An 18,472-nucleotide genomic window follows, 5' to 3' on the forward strand; every position below is an offset into this window, starting at 1 on the left:
CTGCCCTGTTCCTGCCGTGTCCTTACCGAATCGGAGTCCCGTTCGGAACATGAACGTCCGGCGCTAGCAGCACGACGTCGCCTTCGCCTGGTACGCCGCCCACGACAAGCACCTCGGATTTGAAGCCCGCGATTCGTCTCGGCGGGAAATTGACGACGGCGACGACCTGACGGCCGATGAGCTGATCGGGCGTGTAGCGCCGCGTTATTTGGGCTGAGGACATCTTAACGCCGATGTCCCCGAAGTCGATGCGAAGCTTGATCGCCGGCTTCCGCGCTTCGGGGAACGGCTCCGCCTCCAGAATGGTGCCGATCCGCATGTCCAGCTTCTCGAAATCTTCGATGGTAACCATTTATTGCATGCCTCCAGTTGAGTCATTAGGGAATTTTTAACGGGATCTAGCAGCGATAGGCCCTTTGTTCCCGTTATCTAAATAATAGATTTCAGGCTCATCTTTATCTAGCTATAATTTGGATCACAAGAGTGCGAATCTTGTCTGTTATTGTTACAATAGGAAGAAAAGATTCCCACTTCGAAAGGAGAGAAAGGTGACCTCACCGTTCTCATGAAATCGCCGACCAAAGGAATATTGCTTCTCCTTGCCGCCATTCTTATCCTGTCCGGACTGCCCGCGCCGGTCAAAGCCGCCCAAACTCCGTATTTGACGGGGATTTGGACGGACGGCGGCCGCCTGTTCCCGTCCTTCCAATCCGACGTTACGGAATACGATTTATTTCTGCCGAGCGGCAGAACCTCCTTCACTTCGGCAGGAATGTTCCCGGAGGAGGCCGGTTTCTCGTTGTCCTATTCGTTCAATAACGAAAACTATGTCGATGCCGCATGGTGGGTAGCGTTTGGCAATCTCCCGGTGAGCGTAGGTGAGAATAGCTTAAAGCTTAAAATAACGGCAACGGACAACTCGGAGACCGTCTATACGGTGCATGTTCATGTGCCGACAACGAGCGATTCGCGCCTGAGAGACTTGCAGGCTTCGGCGGGAACGCTGACTCCGGCATTCTCGGAAACGGAGAACTCCTATTCGTTGACCGTCCCCTACTCGACCTCCTCCACTACGTTTACGGCAAGCCTGTGGGACTCGCTGGCCAGCATGACGTTAGGGAATGCAAGCCTCCCCAACGACATGTCTTCCGACCCATTCCCTTTGGCAGTGGGTACCAATATCTTCACCCTTGCAACGACCTCTAAGGACGCGAGTTCGTACTCAATCTATATCGTAACCATCATCCGCACTTTGTCCAGCGATGCCTCGCTTAGCGACCTGTCGATCAACGGTTCGACCGTATCCGGCTTCGATCCCAATTCGCTCCATTACACCGTTAACGTTCCGTATCGGACGACCAGCGTCTCCGTCGCCGGCACGCCGGCCGATTCCAACGCGAATAACGTGGAAGTGACGGGCGGCGACGATCTTAAGGTCGGCTCCAACACCGTCACGGTTGTCGTTACGGCGCAGGATGGCAGCACAACCAAGACCTATACCGTAACCATCGTCCGAGCAGCGGCGGCGAGCGATGCCTCGCTTAGCGACCTGACGATTGACGGTTCTACCGTTGCCGACTTTGATTCGAACACCTTCGATTACAAGATTAGCGTTCCTTATCGGACGACCAGCGTCTCCGTCGCCGGCACTCCGGCCGATTCCAACGCGAAGAAGGTAGAGGTGACCGGAGGCGCTAATCTCCAGGTCGGCTCCAACACCGTCACGGTTGTCGTTACGGCGCAGGATGGTTCTACCCAGCTTACCTATACCGTACATGTAAACCGAGCCGGCCCTAGCTACTCGCCTAGCCCGGCTCCGCAGCCCGCTCCTCCCGCTGCTTCCCTTAGGATCGGCAATCAGTACATCCCCAATGTTCTATCCGCCTCATGGGAAGAGGGTACCGATGGGAAAATCCTGAATTTGCAGCTGCGCGGCGAACACCTCGCTTCTCTGCTGACTTCGCCGGGAACGACACTCGAGCTCGCTATCGAATCGCCGACGGACCGGATTCGCCTTCAGGTGGATCGGGAGGCCTTGCTGGCGCTTCGCAAATCGGAGAGCATTCTCCTTGTTCGCGGCGATGGAGGCGAGATTCGGCTTCCCATGAAGCTGATGATCATAGACGAGGAACAGGCGACAAGCTTTAACTTGTCGATCGCCGGTTTGAAGAAGCCCGCCTCGACGCCAGCCGGAATCGACCTCCTTGCCGATCCGATCGCTATCGAATTGACGCAGACCGTCGGGAAGGAGAACAAGAAGGTATCGTCCGCAGCCTATATCGAGATTGCTCTTCCAATTCCGGCAGGAATCTCTTCGGGTAAGCTTGTAACGGCCGTCGCTCTTGAGGAGGATGGTTCCTTCACCCCTCGTCCGACTCGAACCGTTGGCCCGTCGGTACGATTCAGCAGCTTGGGAACGGGAACGTTCGCCCTCGCTTCCGGGCAGACCGAATTCGGGGATACAGCCGGCCATTGGGCGGAGCCGGTCATAGAGGAGATGGCTTCCCGGCTCCTTATTAACGGTTACGATAACGGGAGCTTCGCTCCGAACGCCTCGGTCACCCGCGCGGAATTCGTCTCGATCCTGGCGAGAGGGTTAGGCCTGACCGCCACCCCATCCGTTCAGTCGTTCACCGATGTCGAGTCGACGGATTGGTATAGCAAATCCGTTCAGGCAGCGGTCGAACAAGGAATCGTTGACGGCTACGAAGACGGGAGATTCGGACCGACGGATGAGGTAACTAGAGAAGAAGCGTTCACGATGCTGGCTCGCGCTCTTCGGCTTACGGGTCTGACTTCCCGAGAATCGTCTGGATTATCCGTGTTGGACGCCTTCGCCGACCGGGATGAGCTATCGGCATGGTCTCGCGAATCCATCGCAACGCTAATCTCCGCCGGACTCGTGAAGGGTATCTCCGGTAGCCTTGAGCCTCATCAAACGATGACGCGAGCCGAGATGGCCGTTCTTATTCAACGTTTACTGCAGCAATCAGGCCTTATTTAATCCGATTATTCCAAATGGCGGTGCAGGGAAGCTTCCCTGCGCCGCCATTTTGCCTAACAAGGTCCAGTCCCCCGCTTGGACCCTAGTCCAGTTCAGAACCGTCCTCCCGTTCGATCCCTTCGCCTGCTAGATTTGTTACTCTTTGGTCAACAGCCGATGCGAGAAGCGCGGCGCCTTCCGAAGAGAGCGAGGGAACCCTCCATGAGTGGTCCATCCGTCCGATTGAACAAGGCACAACCCGATAAAAATCTATACGTCCTGCTGACCGACACCGGGACCTTATTCACCACATTGATCAAGAACGTGACATCCGCCCCTTACAACCATGCCTCGCTGGCGATGGACGCGGAGCTGAACCACCTGTTCAGCTTCGGCCGCCGGATCCCGACCAATCCGTTGTCGGCGGGCTTCGTCGAAGAGGACGTCTACGAGGGGACGTTCAGCCATTACCCGAACACGCGCTGCGCGCTGCTCAAGCTGCGAGTTAACGAAGATCAATGCGCCGAAGCTTGGCGGACGATCCGGTCCTTCCAACAGAACCGGCAAGCTTACCGGTATAACCTGCTCGGCTTGTTCGGTGTGATGTTCCAATACGAGCTTCGCCGCAAGAACGCTTTTTTCTGCTCCCAGTTCGTCGCCGAGGCCTTAACCCGCGCCGGCCTCGCGCTTTGGGACCGGCCATCGGCTCTCGTCACGCCCGACGACTTCCTGCGGCACGGCTCGTTCGAGCTGATCTACGAAGGAATGCTGTACGACTACCCCCTCCTTGACGGAGACCGCGTTCCCCTCGTCCCAAGCTTCGATCGTGCTTCGTTCGCCGGCGACAAGCGCTTGATTGTCTGACTCAACCTTTGTATCCTATCTGTAATATGGTTGAAAAGGAGATTCGCCAATGTCCCTCACGTTCGCCCCCATCCATACCGACGAGCAAATCGCTCTAGCCGCGAAGCTGGCAGACGAGATTTGGAACGAGCACTACTCCGTCCTACTGAGCAAGCAGCAGATCGACTACATGCTGGAACGCTTCCAGTCTCCCGACGCTATCGAGGAGCAGATACGACGCAAGGACTATTCTTATTACTTCATGGAATCCGGCGGCGAGCCCATCGGCTACCTGGCGGTCAAGCCCGAAGACGGCAAGCTGTTCCTGAGCAAGTTCTACCTGCTTAAGGCACATCGGGGCAAAGGGTTCGCTAGCCGAGCCATCGAGTTTCTGGAGATGCTGTGCGGCGAGGGCGGCCTTGAAGCGATCTGGCTGACGGTCAACCGCGACAACCAAGGGTCGATCGCCGTCTACGAGAAGAAGGGCTTCCGCACCGTCCGCACGCAGGTCGCCGACATCGGCAACGGCTTCGTCATGGACGATTACGTGATGGAGAAGGCCGTCGCTAACGCAAGCCCAAAAGCCCGCTAAGCGCGGGCGGGCTTCTGAGCATGATGAACTTCAAGCAGATCTATTCGAGCGTAAAGAATCCTCTCTGAATCGAATCCGGGAAAGCGAACTTCTTGACCGAGCCGCCGAAGGCCACGGTCATCAAGTCGCCGTCGATGGCGATCACCTTCCCCTCACCGAAAGCTTTGTGTACCAGGCGAGAGCCGACCTGCACGCCGGAGCAGTCGACTTCGGCGGCGGCAGCCGTCTCCGTTGCGGCCTCCGTCGCGCGGACGGCGGGGCTGGCCGTCGGCGCCGCTGCCTTCGGCGAAGGAACGGAAGCCGCAACCGGCGGCTTTGCCAGCTTCGCCGTCTCGGCTCCGCTTGCCGGCCGGGACTGCCTCGCCGCAGGCGCCGCGGACGTCGCCGCTCTCGGCGGAGATACCGGCGACGGCCTGCCGGAAGGGGCCGCCATCGAGCTCTGCTGCAGCGTATGCATGTAATCGTAGTTGCTGATGACCGTATTGAACAAGCCGATGTCTTCCCCTTCGTGCTTGTCGATGCCGGTATAGTTCAAGCTCGAATCCTCGTACCGCTTGAACTTGAAGATGGCGTCGTTCATGACCGACTCGTTGAACACTCCCAAGGAGACCAGCAGGTCGAAGTCCTTGACGTCGAGCCCCGTTACCGTCTTGAACAGCCCCGGCTCCAGCTGCGTGATGACGTCCTTGAGCGAACGCTCGCGGTAATCCGTAAGGTACATGAACACCGGCACGCGGGCCGCGAACTTGATGAGCTTCTCCTGGATCTGCTTCCGCTTGGACTTCATGTCCTTCTCGTCTTGGGTCAGCTGCTGCTTCTCCTTCGGAGTGAGCTCGTCCTTGTTCTCCTTCTTGGCCTTCTTCACCGCATCCGACTTGTTGATGATCGTCTCGATGTCGGCATTCAGGCTGCGGAAGCCTTCGATCTTCATTAGGGCATCCATCGCGTCCTCGTTGGCCATCAACCGGAGCAGGGTCTCATTGTTGACGTTGACCAGCAGCGCGGATTCCCAGCGGCGGGCGAGCAGCGTGGCGGACGTTCCGGCCAAGGCGATATCGAGCACGTCCCCGGCGCTGATCGAGGTCATCGCGCTGCCGTCGTAAGCCAGAACGGGCAGGAAGCTGATGAATTCCTCGACCTTAGCCTCCGGGTTGCTCTCGTTCACGTTCAGGCGGCAGCTGTAGTCGGCAATCTGCTTTAGCGCCCGGTCGAGCGCGAAGTCGAACACGTAGCATTCCCGCTTCATGATCTCCCGCTTGCCGGCTTCCGTTTCGACCTCCCAAGGGCTCTGCACGCGGAACGCCGCCTGGAAGTACGATTCCGGGCTGGACAGGTTGCGCAGCATGAAGATCCCCGTCCACGGCTTCACCGTCACGCCCGTCGTCAGCTTGCCGCAGGAGAGCGTGATCGTCTTGCTCTCCAGCGGGTCGTCCATCGAATCGAGGACGGGCTTCAGCGCGTCCAAGCCGATGCCGGCTCCCGCTCCCGCGCATACGTTGATTCGATAGTCGTGATAGAACGTATTCTGCTTCTGCAGCAGCAGATTGCGCATCGCGAAGCAGGAAGCCACGTTCGGCAGGAACCACAGCGTATGCGAGAGAATGTTCAGAAGCCGCGTATCGGAGAATGGCATCGCCGGCTTCTTCGCTCCCAGCTTAAGCTCATCCACCGTCGTCTCCAGATAAGAACCTCTAATGAGATCCAGCCACTTTTGAACTTCATTTTCATAGAGGAACCGCGCTTCGTCCCCTTTGCCCTTCGCCGAGAAAAAGACGTTCAGGTCGAACTCGTTGAACTCCCCCTGCACGGCGATCTCGCGAATGCTGTCCGGAATCTTGTACGTCATCATGACCATTCTCGGAAGCGACTCGTAAGGATTGTCCGGCCCCGTCCAATTCTCCTTGGCGCGCTGCTCGTCGGAGTACGTCCAGTTGTAGATCTGCTCCTCGATGAACTCGCCGGAATTCATCGCGCGGAACGGCGTGCCGGACAGGAACAGATAGTGCGCCGTCTTGATCGGAAGGAAGGTCTCGTTGTAGGCGTTCGGCTCCTCGTCCTTCTTGTACTTCTCGATATCGAGCGTATCGTACTCGTCCTCGTCCTCCGACTCGAACAGCTTCTTGGCGTTCTCCCGCCAGGCGCCGAAGTGATATTCGTCGAAGATCACGAGCTCCCAATCCGTCGAATGGACCCACTCGTTCTTCGCTTTGATGCCGCCGGTCTCCCGGTTCACGCCCAGGAAGTCCTGGAAGGAGCCGAAGCACACCATCGGCTTGCCCGGGTCGGCTTCCTCATGGGTTATCCCGCCGCGGCCGATAAACTGCCAGCCCTCGAAGTCCGCATGGGACAGCAGGTCCTCGCTCCAGGCGCTCTCCACGGCAGGCTTGAACGTGAGGATCAGCACTCTGGCCATTCCCATCCGCTTCGCCAGCTGATAGGACGCGAAGGTTTTGCCGAAGCGCATCTTGGCGTTCCACAGGAACTTCGGAGCGCGATCCGGGCTGTCGGCGCGGGCGGATTCGAAGTAGGCCATCGTTTTGCGGATGGCTTCCTCCTGTTCCGGACGCAAGCCGAAGCTGCGGGTGCGGTTCTCTTCATTGGCGCTTCTCCGCTTGACCGCCAGGTAGGCTGCCCGCAGATCCTCCACCGTGCATTGGAACCACTCGCCGTCCGGATTCCGGAAGCCTCTCTTGCGCAGAAAACGATGAACGTCGCGGTCGGTGAACGAGGAACCGTCCGAATGCATCGCGGATTCCTTGAACACGATGCGGTACGGCTTCGCCCCCGGACGAACCGTCGGGTACTGCTGGGCCACCCGCCTCTCCACGTCGACGGCCGTGTAGCCCACCTTCAGCAGCCCCTTGTACAAGGGATTGCTGTCCTCGTAGGCATAGATCATCGGCTTCGATTCCGGGCGCTGGGGGAAGAAGGACTCATTCACTTCGGTCACCCGCATTCATCGCGCGAATGGTGCTCTCGATCGTCTGTCGCTCTTCTTCGCTCAGTTGATATTTGTCGTATAGCTTCTCGTCCGTCCAGGCTTCCCGGAAGTCCTCGTTAGGCACGAAGCGGAAGCAGTCGCGGGTCACGTTCACGGACGAGATCGCCGCGCGCAGCAGGTACCGCGGGAACTTGAGGCGCATGAAGTCCGAGAAGTGCAGCGCCTCTTCCTCCGTATCGAACGCCGAGATGACCAGATAAGACTCCGTATTGACTTCCCCCGGGTAGATGATGCGGTTGTCGGTGATGACCTTATAGCCGTCCGCCGGGTTCACGTCCAGCTCCCCGTTGCTCGGAACAAGACGGCCGATGGTGATCTTGTACTTGTCGATCAAGTCGGCATTCCGCTTGACCTCGTCCCGTCTCACGTACCCCGTCCCCGCGCTGCTGATCAGGCTGATGGAGCCATGGAACGGAGCGTCCAGCCCGCGGTCCTTCGTGGAGAAGCCGAACGGATTCCGGGGATACGTGTGCTGCTCCAGGAAGTCGGTCGTGCTCGCCAGAATCTTATGAATGATGGAGATGGCCGTATTGTCGCGGACGAAGATCGGGAACTCGTTCAGCGGACGGGTCGCGGTGATCTCGTTGTTCGCGGACCGGTTCGTCACCGTGCAATCTCCCTCGTAGTTCTTGTCCCAAAGGAAGTAGCAGACTCCTCCCGCGATGTCTACGCCCGAGAAGCAGTCCTTACTGGAAGCGTAATCGACCAGATGGCTGATGTGATTATCGCTCAGCATCTCCGCCCGGAATTCGTCCAGCCCCTTGCCGCCCGCATACCAACGGGAAGGAATGATCATCGATAGGTATCGGGGATTCAGCTTCTTGGCCTGTTGAACGAAGTGATGGTACAGCGGCTTCGCGCTGACGCCGTTGCCCCCGTCGCTCAATTGGTAGGGGGGATTGCCGATAATCACGTCGAATTTCATCTGGAAAATCTCCTCTGGTCTAGTCGTATGGATAAATTCATAAGCGTGGGACTCGAGGCCGTCCGCTCGTTCGTATTCGGTCTGGGAAGCGCCGCAATAGACGCAAGTTCCGCCGCGCCACTCGTGGAGAGGCCGCTTGAACCGGATGTTGCCTTCCACATTGTCGAACTGCGCCACCGAGTAGATGCTGTTCGGGTACTTGGAGCAATAGACGCTTCGCCGCGAGAGCAGCGAGGTCAGCTCGGTGATCGCGATGCCGTACAGCTGCTTCTTGAAAATATGGTCGATCCGCTCCTGCAGATCCGGAATGGACTCTTCCAGGCCGACGAGCAGCCGCTTGGCGATCTCGCGCAGGAATACGCCCGACTTGCTTCCCGGGTCCAGGAAGGTGACGCTCTTGTCGCTCCACAGCTCGGCCGGCAGCATGTCCAGCATTTGGTTCACGACCTCCGGCGGCGTAAACACCTCGTCGTTGGACAGATTCGCCAGACAGCTCAGCACATCCGGATTGTACGCGATCGAATAGAAGGATTTACTCATTCTCCTGGAGTCTCCTGTAGTGGATTAATGGGAACTCTTGAATCGGCGTCGGGATAAAAGCGTTCGTCTCGTCGTCGTACACCATGTTGGAGTCATAGATCGAGATCAGGTCCGTCGGGTCGCCCATCAGCTCGTCCAGGCGGAAGTCCCGGCGCTTCATCATCGCTCCCGTGATCAACGACCATTCGGAGAAGATGATAGGCTCTCCGTCTGCCGCCTTCAGCGTCAGCGCATCCCCGCACAGAATATTGCGCTTCAGCAGGAACCGCACCGTCTCCCGGCAGCTCTCGTTCGCTTCTTTCTTGCATATGGCCGTATACTCTTTATCGAAAATCCCGAACAGCCGCTCGCGGCACTCGTTCACGTTGTCCTGCAGCAGATCCACCCCGTAGATGCTGGTGACGGCCACGACGGCGTATTTCTCGTATTCGGAAGGGCTTCTCTGGTAGCGTTCCTTGACCATCTTCAGCTTGCGGCGCAGAATCTCGGCAAGAAAATTGCCGTCCCCGCACGCCGGCTCCAGGAATCGGCTGTCGATCCGATCGGTCTCCTGCTTCATCAAATCCAGCATCGCGTTGACCTCTCGATCGGATGTGAAGACCTCTCCGTGCTCGACTACTCTCTTCTTGGACTTGATCTGTTTGTTGCTCACGATGTTCCTCCGGTAAAGATCCTATTTGTCTTCTATTGTAGCAGAATTCGGGGGAACATGCGGAGGAACGTCGACCGCTGAATCTATGGAAAAGATCTCGAGATCCATCCACAAATTCACTTTTCGCGCTCCCACAGAGACTTAGCCGCACGCAATCTTTTGATCAAATTGTCCCAAGCTTCATGTTCGTTATCAAAAACGACTTCCGAACCCGTCACGACGCTTGCTCTCTCGTCCGTAGCATAAACCGTCCACGAACCTTCTATCTCGATCATTCCGACTTCATATTCTCTATGATATCTTTTCTCGTTGAGATTATAGTTCCGCAAGCCTTCTTCTTGTATCAGGCGGATCGCTTCTTCTCTTGTCATTTTGCGACGATGCCTCCAATAGGCTTTTAATGGGATATTCTCCCTTATTATTTTGATTCGACAAATTGTGGGACTAATCCTGTTTGAATGCAAACCCTCTGTTTCGATGTGCTAAAGCATAGAATAGAGTAATAGTTACCTAAAATAAGTAAACAAAGGATAATCGATGTAAAAACATGTGCATTGTGATACATGTCGTAACCATCTAAAATGAAAGCGCAATCATAATTCGTTTGCGTGACAAGTCCCGAATACGATGCGGTTCAGCCGTGGGCGCACCGGATCGAAAAAAAGGAGGATTCTCATTGATGGCTAAACGATTTGGCAGAATGCTCGCGTTCCTCTGTTGCTTGGTAATGGTGGCTTCGCTAATGCCTGCCGGCTTTGCCGCCGCCACTGACAACATCGAGAGCGCAGTGGCGAATGAAACGCCGACCGCCATGTTCGGAACTCCCGAACTCGGGTCAGACGACCCCCTGTGGGCCTTGACAATGGAACATCTCATCAACAAAAGCACGGTGCCCAACGACCCCAGACCCCATGCCACGGGCACAGCCAGAATTCTTTGGGACAACGACTACCTGTATGCCCGCGTAGTTGTGAAGGACAGCAATCTATATCAGGGAGCCGGCGGAGATTACCAGTACGACAGCCTGGAGTTTTATGTCGGCAACGGATCCGGAGGCTCAAACCAATGGCGTGTCAGCGCGACGGGCGTGTTCTCAGGGCAGTCCGCTCCGGGCAGGGCCGCGTGGACCCAGATCACGGATACAGGATATATCGTGGAGATGAGAATACCCAAAGGAGCCTTGACCTTACAGGAAGGCAAGCTTACCTTTGAGGTCTATATCAATAATTCGACGGAAAAGGGCGGTGACCGCTATGAAGTCGTTTCCTCTTTCGGAGTTCCGGACGCGGCGTATTCCAGCGATGCTTCATTTAGAGACAGCCTGCGGCTCATATCTGCCAATGAAGTAGACACCAGATTCTCCATCACCGCCACGGCGGGACCGGGCGGCAAAATAACGCCGAACTCACCCGGCGATGTTCTGAGACTAGATAAGGGCTCAAGCAAAGAATTTACGTTTACGCCCGATCACGGCAAAATTGTGGATACCGTAACGGTAGACGGCGAGGCCGTGACTCTATCCGCTGACACTTATACCTTTCTAAACGTTGATGCTGATCATACCATTCACGTGACATTCAAGAACGATCCGGACGCGGAACTGTTTCCCTTTATCGTATGGAATGACAACTTTGCCCGTGGCGAGTACACGACGGCTGTCATCATTGACTTAGGCGAAGGGAAGGCGGCGTTAGGCTCCGAGCTTAATCCGGGCTTGTTTACCGTCTCGGCTAGGAACACGACCCTAAACGGCGACTCGGTGACCTTTGAAGGGACGCGCAAAATCACAAGGGTATACGCCAATGACGAACCGAAGGTACGCGGTTATCTGGGGACGGCAAGCCATTCACCGGATTATCAGGACGGACTGTCAAGCGGCCGTTACATCGTCGTTGAGTTTGAGTTTTATTCCGAGAGCGGCGGCAATACAACGCTGGATGGCAGCAGTAACTCGACAAAGCAGGTTTACAGCATCGTCCAGAACGGCGAGCTCGTACTAACAGATGGGAGTTCGCTTCGTAATGCGGTTTTTGAACAGGAGAAGGTTGTGAATCCGATCCTTGACCAGTTTACAACCTCCACGAGCGATTCGGTCAATCGCGCGCTCTACCTTCACAAGGATGAGAACGGTGAAGTGTCGCAAGGATTGCCGCTGTATGTCTATACCCACGGCAGGTCGCGCGGCGGCACAAACGCCGCAACGGACCCCAAGGCGGCCATGAAATCCGCCAACGGCTCGGTCGCTCTAATGAAGAAAATGGAGGAAAATCCCGAGAAATACGCCAGCCATATCCTGAATATCTCCTATAATGGCGTATCTACTCCCTCCACAGCCAATGTTAAGAAGGTTATAGACGACCTGGTTGCCAGCGGCGCAGTAGACCCTAACCGTATTTACGTTGCGGGCTTCTCATGGGGCGGCCTCTATACGAACAGCTTAGTTAACGACAACCCCGGCTTCTTCGCGGCCGCCGCACCTATGTCCCCGGTAAGCGGATCACCGAACGCGAGCACCAACGCCGCTCACACCGAACTGGCCTATTGGATGTTTATCAATGCTAATAACGTTGGCATATACCAGACTAACCTCACTAACTTCATAAACACCAATATGCCGAAAATGGTCAACGCGAGGGCTTCGCGCTTTGAGAGCAATGAGGCTCTTACGTGGCCCTACAATCAATTCGATCAACCGAGTCAGAGGCCGAATCCGGCCAACACACCTGCGATGCCTGATTATATAGCGCACGAGGTTGAAGCTGCGGTTCTTTACAACCAGATAACGATGGGGACTTGGAGCATAGCTCCCACGGCGCAGTCCTCTAACTTGCCGGCTTGGAACAATGACTACACAGACGTCTTTGATTGGATGTTCGCGCAGAGAAAAACACCTCCTGTAACGACGGATAACGCCCCAACCGGGTGGCAGACCCATCCCGTGAACGTAGTCCTCCAAGCGACCGATGCAGGCAGCGGAGTTGCTTCCACGTCTTACAGCTTGGACGGAGGAGACTATACCGCCGGAAATTCCGTGTCGATTACTTCGGAGGGGACCCACACTCTTCGTTACTACAGCGTGGACCGGGCAGGCAACAAGGAAGCGGTCAAGGAGAAGATCATTCGGATCGATCTGACAGCCCCCGTGATTACGTTGCCTGACATCTCAAAGCTTCTGATTAGTGATGCTCTGAACTATCCGATTGCGGCATCCGATGCAACTAGCGGCGTGGATTCGGTATCCGTCACTGTGGATGGAAAGCCTGCCCCCCAATTAATTACAGCAAAACCATTGAGTCTATCGATCGGTGTACATTCCATCGTCGTGACAGCAAGCGATAAGGCGGGAAATTCCGTTACGGTCACACGTCAGATAACCGTTTATATGGATATCGCGCACCTGGACTCGTTGTTCCAATCAGGCAGTGACAACGGCTTCATTACGAAACCTAATCTGCTAAACAGCCTTTTAGCGAAGGTGAAGCAGGTGCAAGCGGCCGGCAACGACGCCAAGAAAACAAGCAATGCCCTGAACGCCCTTAGCAATGAAGTAAGTGCCCAGATGGGGAAAGGACTGGAGTCCGGTTATGCGGCTTTAGTGCAAAGTATCCTTAAGTCCTTAGGCAACAAATAAGCTAGGGCAGCAGTGCCACGTTGCAGCAAAAGCCCGCATGCGGTAATCGCATACGGGCTTTTTTGCATAGATATTGAGAAGGGGAACGCAAATCTTTGGGTGCAGGATTTAGTCGAAATGGTTGTTGACCTGACGAACTGCTCCAGCGCCATGTACTCGAACGCTTCTGGGCATTACCGCATTCAGTACTAAACACATGACAGTAGCATAGGGCTTTGGTCTATGCCTGCTTCATTATCACTTGGACGCCACTGTGGCTTAAGACTCCGAAATCCAAATTCGAATGTAGATGAACGAAATCCGCCTCCGACGAGAAAAGATTTCGTATAATCGCAGGATGTGCAATTAACCTTGTACCCTACTCCCATAGCCTCGCCCTCCGTTTCCTGAGTTTTTTTGAAACTCGGTCGTAAGCTGAAAAAGCTCTAGTTCGCTCAATCCAATTCTCAGAAGAGGTTTACTATCTATTAGACAAGGTTAAAGGCAACCTAACGATTTACTATGCCTAATGGGAACTATGAAACGTTTGTCAAGAACAATTCAGAAATGAATAACAAAAACCTCATATACCAATTCCTTCAAGAAAGGTTTTGGTTATGAACCATCAATATGGCCGACTCCACATGCTCCGTATGAGGGGTACAGTGCATTTTTTATGGTCTGTTATAATGGATTAATCACGATAATTGCTCTTATTTGATGGTATCTTCTCAATAAGTATGACCTATCGTGTAGTATCTGCAATAACTATTACCTTCCCGTTATGAGTGCTGGTTCTTAATATCGCGTAGATTTTTTAACACCAAAATAGCACCATCGCAAATTAACATTACGGTCTATTATCAGTTAAAAATCTATTTCGAGTTCTTCCTCAACTTCAAGTTGGTTTTCTAAAGCCATCTGAGTATATATCTCAATTGTTGGATCATTTATAGCTTCAAATGATACAGCTAAAGCATACGGCACACTTGCATTAATATCCTTATTCCAACCTAAGTGGCCTATTACCGCTACACAAAATTTTTCTCCAAGATCATAAGACTTAACAATCGCCCAATCCTTTTGGACCGTTCCACTATTCCGATGAAACCCTTTTACTTCCCCATGATTTCCTTGCTTTCCAATAAACCATTTAATTTTAGAACTACTTTCTTCGAATTCATCTTCGTCTGAACCAACGTCAGCAGAAGCTATTTCCAGCATTCTTGAAGCAAAGGAAGTTGATGATTCATCCAGCTTTGAGTATTCCCACTCTAACCAAGTCGAAAGGTACCTTTGACGATTCCTTCTTGTGCGCCTTGGCTGTGCCTTGTAAGACAAAGTAACATCAATACGAATATCATGTGAATTTCCTGGTCTTCTTAACTCTTCAGGAATATTAACTTCATAAATATGCACTTGTTTTCCTTTAATTTGAATATCACCAGTAGTTATTAAAGTTATCCTGTTAGGGGAATTTTCAGTTGCACGTATAACGTCTGGAATACCATAACCAATGTGTCTAATTACATTATTTTTATCGCCCCTGCTACTCGCCCAACTAGGCCATCTCGCCGATTGTATTAATAATGCTCTGTAAAGTAATGTAGATTCATTTGGAAATGATTGTTGAATATGGGCTAGGATACTAGAAACTTTAGGAGTAGAAAACGATGTTCCTACTTTATCCTTTCTCACGGCAGCTCCCCCGTTTAATGTGGAGCTAATAAGTTCTGGACTTAAATCATCCCGCTGTAAAATGTTACTTGGGTTTCCATTATCGAAGGCGTAACATCCGCCAAATTCTACAACTTCTGGTTTAATTGAATTCCATATTCCCGGACCAGTACAAGAAAACGATGAGGGTTCTTTTTCTTTTGAAAAAGATGTGTACAACCCAACCAATTCAGATAAACCTATTGAACCAACTGTTATTGCCTGAAGACTTTGAGACGGACTTGCTATTCTACTCGATGGTTCAAGTAGATAATCAGGGTATATACGACCATTCTGAACATGTTCACTGATACTTAATCGTATTAATGATCTGTATTGAGAACTTTTTGGTAAATTTCCTGCTGAAACAACAAATAGTATATCTTTTTCCCAGGATAATTGATCGAGTTGTGCTGCCCAAGCACTCATATGGACTATTCTAGACGGATGGTTACTATTTATCGAATGATTATAAATTCTTGTATTTTTATCACCATAATAAAAGTGATCTACAATTTCTCTAACAACTTTTGGCGGAAATAACCTAGCAGGCATACTATTATTTCCATCCAGGATTCTCGCATTTTGTATCCAGCAATGCAATTCAACATTTCCTTGCTTTGGAACTTGTCTTGGATATAAAATTGCTCCAGCTACAGATGTACCATGACCCCCATTTTGAACGTAATCCGCTACATCTGTAGAACTACCAATCCAACTTCTAGACGTGCTATCATCCAACGCTGATTTAAGAAAAGGATGCCTTTCCTGAATTCCACTATCAATAACGCATACTGCCGGTGCATCTTCTAAGGGTTCTTTGAATGTTAAATTACCTGAGACTACTTCTTCTTGATAATTTTCCGAATTATCAAACTCAATACTGTCTGCTTCCGAAATATCAAAAACGTATGGGTAATTTTCGACTATATCAATCAAGCCTTTAGCGTTTATACGTATTTTTAGTGTAAAACAATCAGGTAAGCTTGACTCAGAATTATGTTCCCCTTCCATATACCCTGATAAATCCTCACCACCATAGAAATTAACTACTTTCATCAACTGAGAATATCTTATATCTGCCAAGTCATCCCATTTTTGATAAATGGCCTCCCTCTTTATAGCCCACTTTTCTACAGCTTTAAGATAATCCTCTTCTGCTTTATAACTCTTTTTACGTTTACTTGGATGTTCAGGGACATCATCCATCCCCATACATGCAACGCCAACTTCTACAACAAAAATTTGGTTCGGTTTAAACGGCCATTCTTTCCTTAATTCTTCTGATAATATTCTATCGAACCTCCAGGAAATACCGTTTATGATGTTCCACAGTCCTGCAACATCATGCTGACTTCCCGCAGCAAATTTATTTATTTTTTCTGCCAGAGTCCCTAAGGATATGTCAGAAGAGGAACCAATTATAAACCCATCTTCAAATTCACCAATAACCTCTATACCATAGGCCCTAAGTTTTTCTAATGAAAAATCTCTTGTATCTAATTGCAAAAAAATAGACAACGCACCAGGCATTTCTGGCAGGTTGTCTTGATGTCTCTTTTCTGTGCTGTGTAACCAATCCTGGGTGATTAAGTGTCGTGAATTTTCTAAGTTTATATAATGATTGTTCCTATTTAGAAGATTATCTGCTGTTTGCTGCTTTTTTGGTATTTTTCTAGGCTTCGCCTTCTTTTGAGGCGCATTTTTTACAAGTGATAATTTAATATGCTGGAATGGATTTGACATGTCTTCTTAGTTAACTCCTCTATTTTCTGTGATAGCTGACAGTAGCACTTTTTGAGTTACTAATTCGGATGAATCAAGTATTACTTTTTTTGCCGCATCACCTGCTGCTCTTACTATTTGAGCAGCTGAGAATCCTTCAGCTTCCTTCAATAAAATGCTCCAATCAAAGAATTCAGTTTTCATACCCGAAAGCGTTACAACAATAATCTGTTTCAATTCCTCAGGACCAGGCTTAGGAATTTCGATACTATCGTCAAATCGTCTCCATATCGCGGCGTCAATTTGATCATTCAAGTTGGTTGCAGCAACTAAAAGTCCGGGCGACTCATACTCATCCAGCAATTGCAAAAAACTGTTTACTACGCGCTTAATTTCTCCAACATCTTGGTCCATTGTTCTTGATTTCGCTATTGAATCGAATTCATCAAAAAACAAAATACAAGGAGAATGAGCAGTTGTATCAAAAATAGAACGAAGATTAGAAGCTGTTTCGCCGAGATATGAAGAAATTAAGGAATCGAATCTTACCTTTATCAATGGCAAGCCAGTTCTCCAAGCTAATCTTTGCGCCCCTAATGTCTTCCCACAGCCTGGAGGCCCAAAAAGCAATATTTTTTTCCTTGGAGTAAATCCATACAATGCTAAACGTTCTCTAGCCGCGTATTCTTTTTCAATTCTTATAAACTTCTCTTCAACCTTATTAGGCAATACCATGTCATGCTGAAGCTTATCACTTGGTATATATGTTGCAAGGGGAGTTTCATATCTCTTGCTTTTTGGTAATACTGACATTGAATTAGCATTCATTTCAAAAGTTGCTTCTGGCTTTATTGTTCGGCCGTTAGCTAGCATTGCGTTTGACAGTTCTTTAGCTAACTGTGTATGCCCTTTTTTTAGTTCGTCATCAATAATTGCTTGGGCTATCTTTTGAAGATCGTCGTTACTGCCGATGTTAATTGCTTTGAACAGACGTTTAAGCAATGTTCCGTTCAAGTACTCTCCTCCTTTCCAAAAAATATTCTAAATTTATAATATAATTTATATGATCACGCAACCTGGGGCAATCCCCTTTATTTACCTATTCGGGCGGTCTTAATTTAAGTTTGAACGTCACCTTCGTCAACCGTTACAATTCTAAACATAATACATATTCGACAGAAAACGCTTAATTCCTTGTATACACACTAGTTATTACCAGAAGTTAGTTCCTCAAACGCTTAACACAAAAAGCCTCACATTCCCCTAATACAGCCAGCAAGTAACGGCCCCAGGGGGCGCGCTACCAGGTTCGGGTACTTCCCCGGTAAATACCGCTGCGCTAGTACCCGGTCGATAATCAGAATAGCCTATAAGGCGCTGCGTAAGTGCTTCGTTTCCGTCTGCTGTCCTACCGGGCCAACCAGTTAGCCTACCAGGTTCGCAACTTCTAGCTGTATAAGCTGTACCACGAAGCGGTTGCCGCTTAACTTTCTGTCTTCCCATACTATCGTAGCGGCTTGGCCGCCTACTTGGCCCCCAGCTGTAAACCGCATTTGAACCGCCCCTTCTTTGTACCGCCATTTCGAAAATTACAGATAATGGGTATTCGAGATAAGTCTAGCGCCTTACGTTCGCCCTAATGTACGCTTATCTAAAAAGGGGTATTTGACAATGGACAACTATGAACTATTGTAGAAGAAAACAGGGTTTGAAATAAGTCGGCAAGAATTCGAAGCCGGGGTAACATTCATGAATGGTAAGATGGAAGGACACCCAGCTTTAATTACAGCTTTACGGGAAACAAGCCTGGGCGGTTGCAGCGCCCTATATAAAGAGAGCTACCGAAAGGCAGCTTATCCATAATACCAGTTCCATAAATTCCGAA

Annotated in this window: 11 protein-coding genes; 4 read left to right on the forward strand and 7 right to left on the reverse strand. The window is 51.3% G+C overall.

The genetic code is table 11. The features are described 5' to 3' along the window. Nucleotides 1–22 precede the first annotated feature (22 nt). Entirely contained in the window at nt 23–352 is a 330-nt protein-coding gene (gene csaA / locus ELR57_RS03965; RefSeq protein ID WP_126957480.1) for a chaperone CsaA, read from the reverse strand. 213 nt (nt 353–565) lie between these two features. Between csaA and ELR57_RS03970 the strand changes: the two genes are divergently transcribed. From ELR57_RS03970 to ELR57_RS03980, 3 genes are all read left to right on the forward strand, one after another. Then, nucleotides 566–3,004: a cadherin-like beta sandwich domain-containing protein gene (locus ELR57_RS03970; RefSeq protein ID WP_126957482.1), complete on the forward strand. Its 2,439-nt coding sequence runs from the start codon at nt 566–568 to the stop codon at nt 3,002–3,004. Nucleotides 3,005–3,205: 201 nt separating this feature from the next. Continuing rightward, nucleotides 3,206–3,847 carry a C40 family peptidase gene (locus ELR57_RS03975; RefSeq protein ID WP_126957484.1) on the forward strand — a complete coding sequence of 214 codons (642 nt, stop codon included), beginning with the start codon at nt 3,206–3,208 and terminating at the stop codon, nt 3,845–3,847. 49 nt (nt 3,848–3,896) lie between these two features. Then, a complete protein-coding gene (locus ELR57_RS03980) occupies nt 3,897–4,418 on the forward strand; it encodes a GNAT family N-acetyltransferase (protein WP_126957486.1) in 522 nt (173 codons plus the stop codon). 40 nt (nt 4,419–4,458) lie between these two features. On the opposite strand, the gene ELR57_RS03985 is transcribed toward ELR57_RS03980, so the two are convergent. The 4 genes from ELR57_RS03985 to ELR57_RS04000 form a co-directional block, all read right to left on the reverse strand. Then, nucleotides 4,459–7,368 carry a GIY-YIG nuclease family protein gene (locus tag ELR57_RS03985; RefSeq protein WP_202866397.1) on the reverse strand — a complete coding sequence of 970 codons (2,910 nt, stop codon included), beginning with the start codon at nt 7,366–7,368 and terminating at the stop codon, nt 4,459–4,461. Then, nucleotides 7,352–8,884: an Eco57I restriction-modification methylase domain-containing protein gene (locus ELR57_RS03990; protein WP_126957490.1), complete on the reverse strand. Its 1,533-nt coding sequence runs from the start codon at nt 8,882–8,884 to the stop codon at nt 7,352–7,354. Before ELR57_RS03990 ends, ELR57_RS03985 begins: the two co-directional genes overlap by 17 nt. After that, nucleotides 8,877–9,536: an SAM-dependent DNA methyltransferase gene (locus tag ELR57_RS03995; protein ID WP_126957492.1), complete on the reverse strand. Its 660-nt coding sequence runs from the start codon at nt 9,534–9,536 to the stop codon at nt 8,877–8,879. The genes ELR57_RS03990 and ELR57_RS03995 overlap by 8 nt, the downstream gene beginning before the upstream one ends. A gap of 116 nt (nt 9,537–9,652) precedes the next feature. Further along, on the reverse strand, nt 9,653–9,907 hold the full coding sequence (locus ELR57_RS04000) for an Imm59 family immunity protein (protein ID WP_126957494.1): 255 nt from the start codon (nt 9,905–9,907) through the stop codon (nt 9,653–9,655). A gap of 308 nt (nt 9,908–10,215) precedes the next feature. On the opposite strand from ELR57_RS04000, the gene ELR57_RS04005 reads away from it, so the two are divergent. Further along, the gene (locus tag ELR57_RS04005) at nt 10,216–13,167 is read left to right on the forward strand and encodes an OmpL47-type beta-barrel domain-containing protein (protein WP_238162391.1); all 2,952 of its coding nucleotides are present in this window, start codon (nt 10,216–10,218) and stop codon (nt 13,165–13,167) included. Between the two features lie 846 nt (nt 13,168–14,013). Here ELR57_RS04005 and ELR57_RS04010 read toward each other — a convergent pair. Then, a complete protein-coding gene (locus ELR57_RS04010; RefSeq protein WP_202866398.1) occupies nt 14,014–16,608 on the reverse strand; it encodes a S8 family peptidase in 2,595 nt (864 codons plus the stop codon). 6 nt (nt 16,609–16,614) lie between these two features. After that, the gene (locus tag ELR57_RS04015; protein ID WP_126957496.1) at nt 16,615–17,601 is read right to left on the reverse strand and encodes an AAA family ATPase; all 987 of its coding nucleotides are present in this window, start codon (nt 17,599–17,601) and stop codon (nt 16,615–16,617) included. Nucleotides 17,602–18,472 lie beyond the last annotated feature (871 nt).

This window comes from Cohnella sp. AR92, from assembly GCF_003990975.1.
In the GTDB taxonomy this organism is placed as follows: Bacteria; Bacillota; Bacilli; order Paenibacillales; family Paenibacillaceae; genus Cohnella.

Bases quoted from the DNA above. Each gene is read 5' to 3' on its own strand.
- ELR57_RS03970 (WP_126957482.1), top strand. From the start codon at position 566: ATGAAATCGCCGACCAAAGGAATATTGCTTCTCCTTGCCGCCATTCTT.
- ELR57_RS04010 (WP_202866398.1), bottom strand. From the start codon at position 16,608: ATGTCAAATCCATTCCAGCATATTAAATTATCACTTGTAAAAAATGCG.
- ELR57_RS03990 (WP_126957490.1), bottom strand. From the start codon at position 8,884: ATGAGTAAATCCTTCTATTCGATCGCGTACAATCCGGATGTGCTGAGC.
- csaA (WP_126957480.1), bottom strand. From the start codon at position 352: ATGGTTACCATCGAAGATTTCGAGAAGCTGGACATGCGGATCGGCACC.
- ELR57_RS04005 (WP_238162391.1), top strand. From the start codon at position 10,216: ATGGCTAAACGATTTGGCAGAATGCTCGCGTTCCTCTGTTGCTTGGTA.
- ELR57_RS03980 (WP_126957486.1), top strand. From the start codon at position 3,897: ATGTCCCTCACGTTCGCCCCCATCCATACCGACGAGCAAATCGCTCTA.
- ELR57_RS04000 (WP_126957494.1), bottom strand. From the start codon at position 9,907: ATGACAAGAGAAGAAGCGATCCGCCTGATACAAGAAGAAGGCTTGCGG.
- ELR57_RS03975 (WP_126957484.1), top strand. From the start codon at position 3,206: ATGAGTGGTCCATCCGTCCGATTGAACAAGGCACAACCCGATAAAAAT.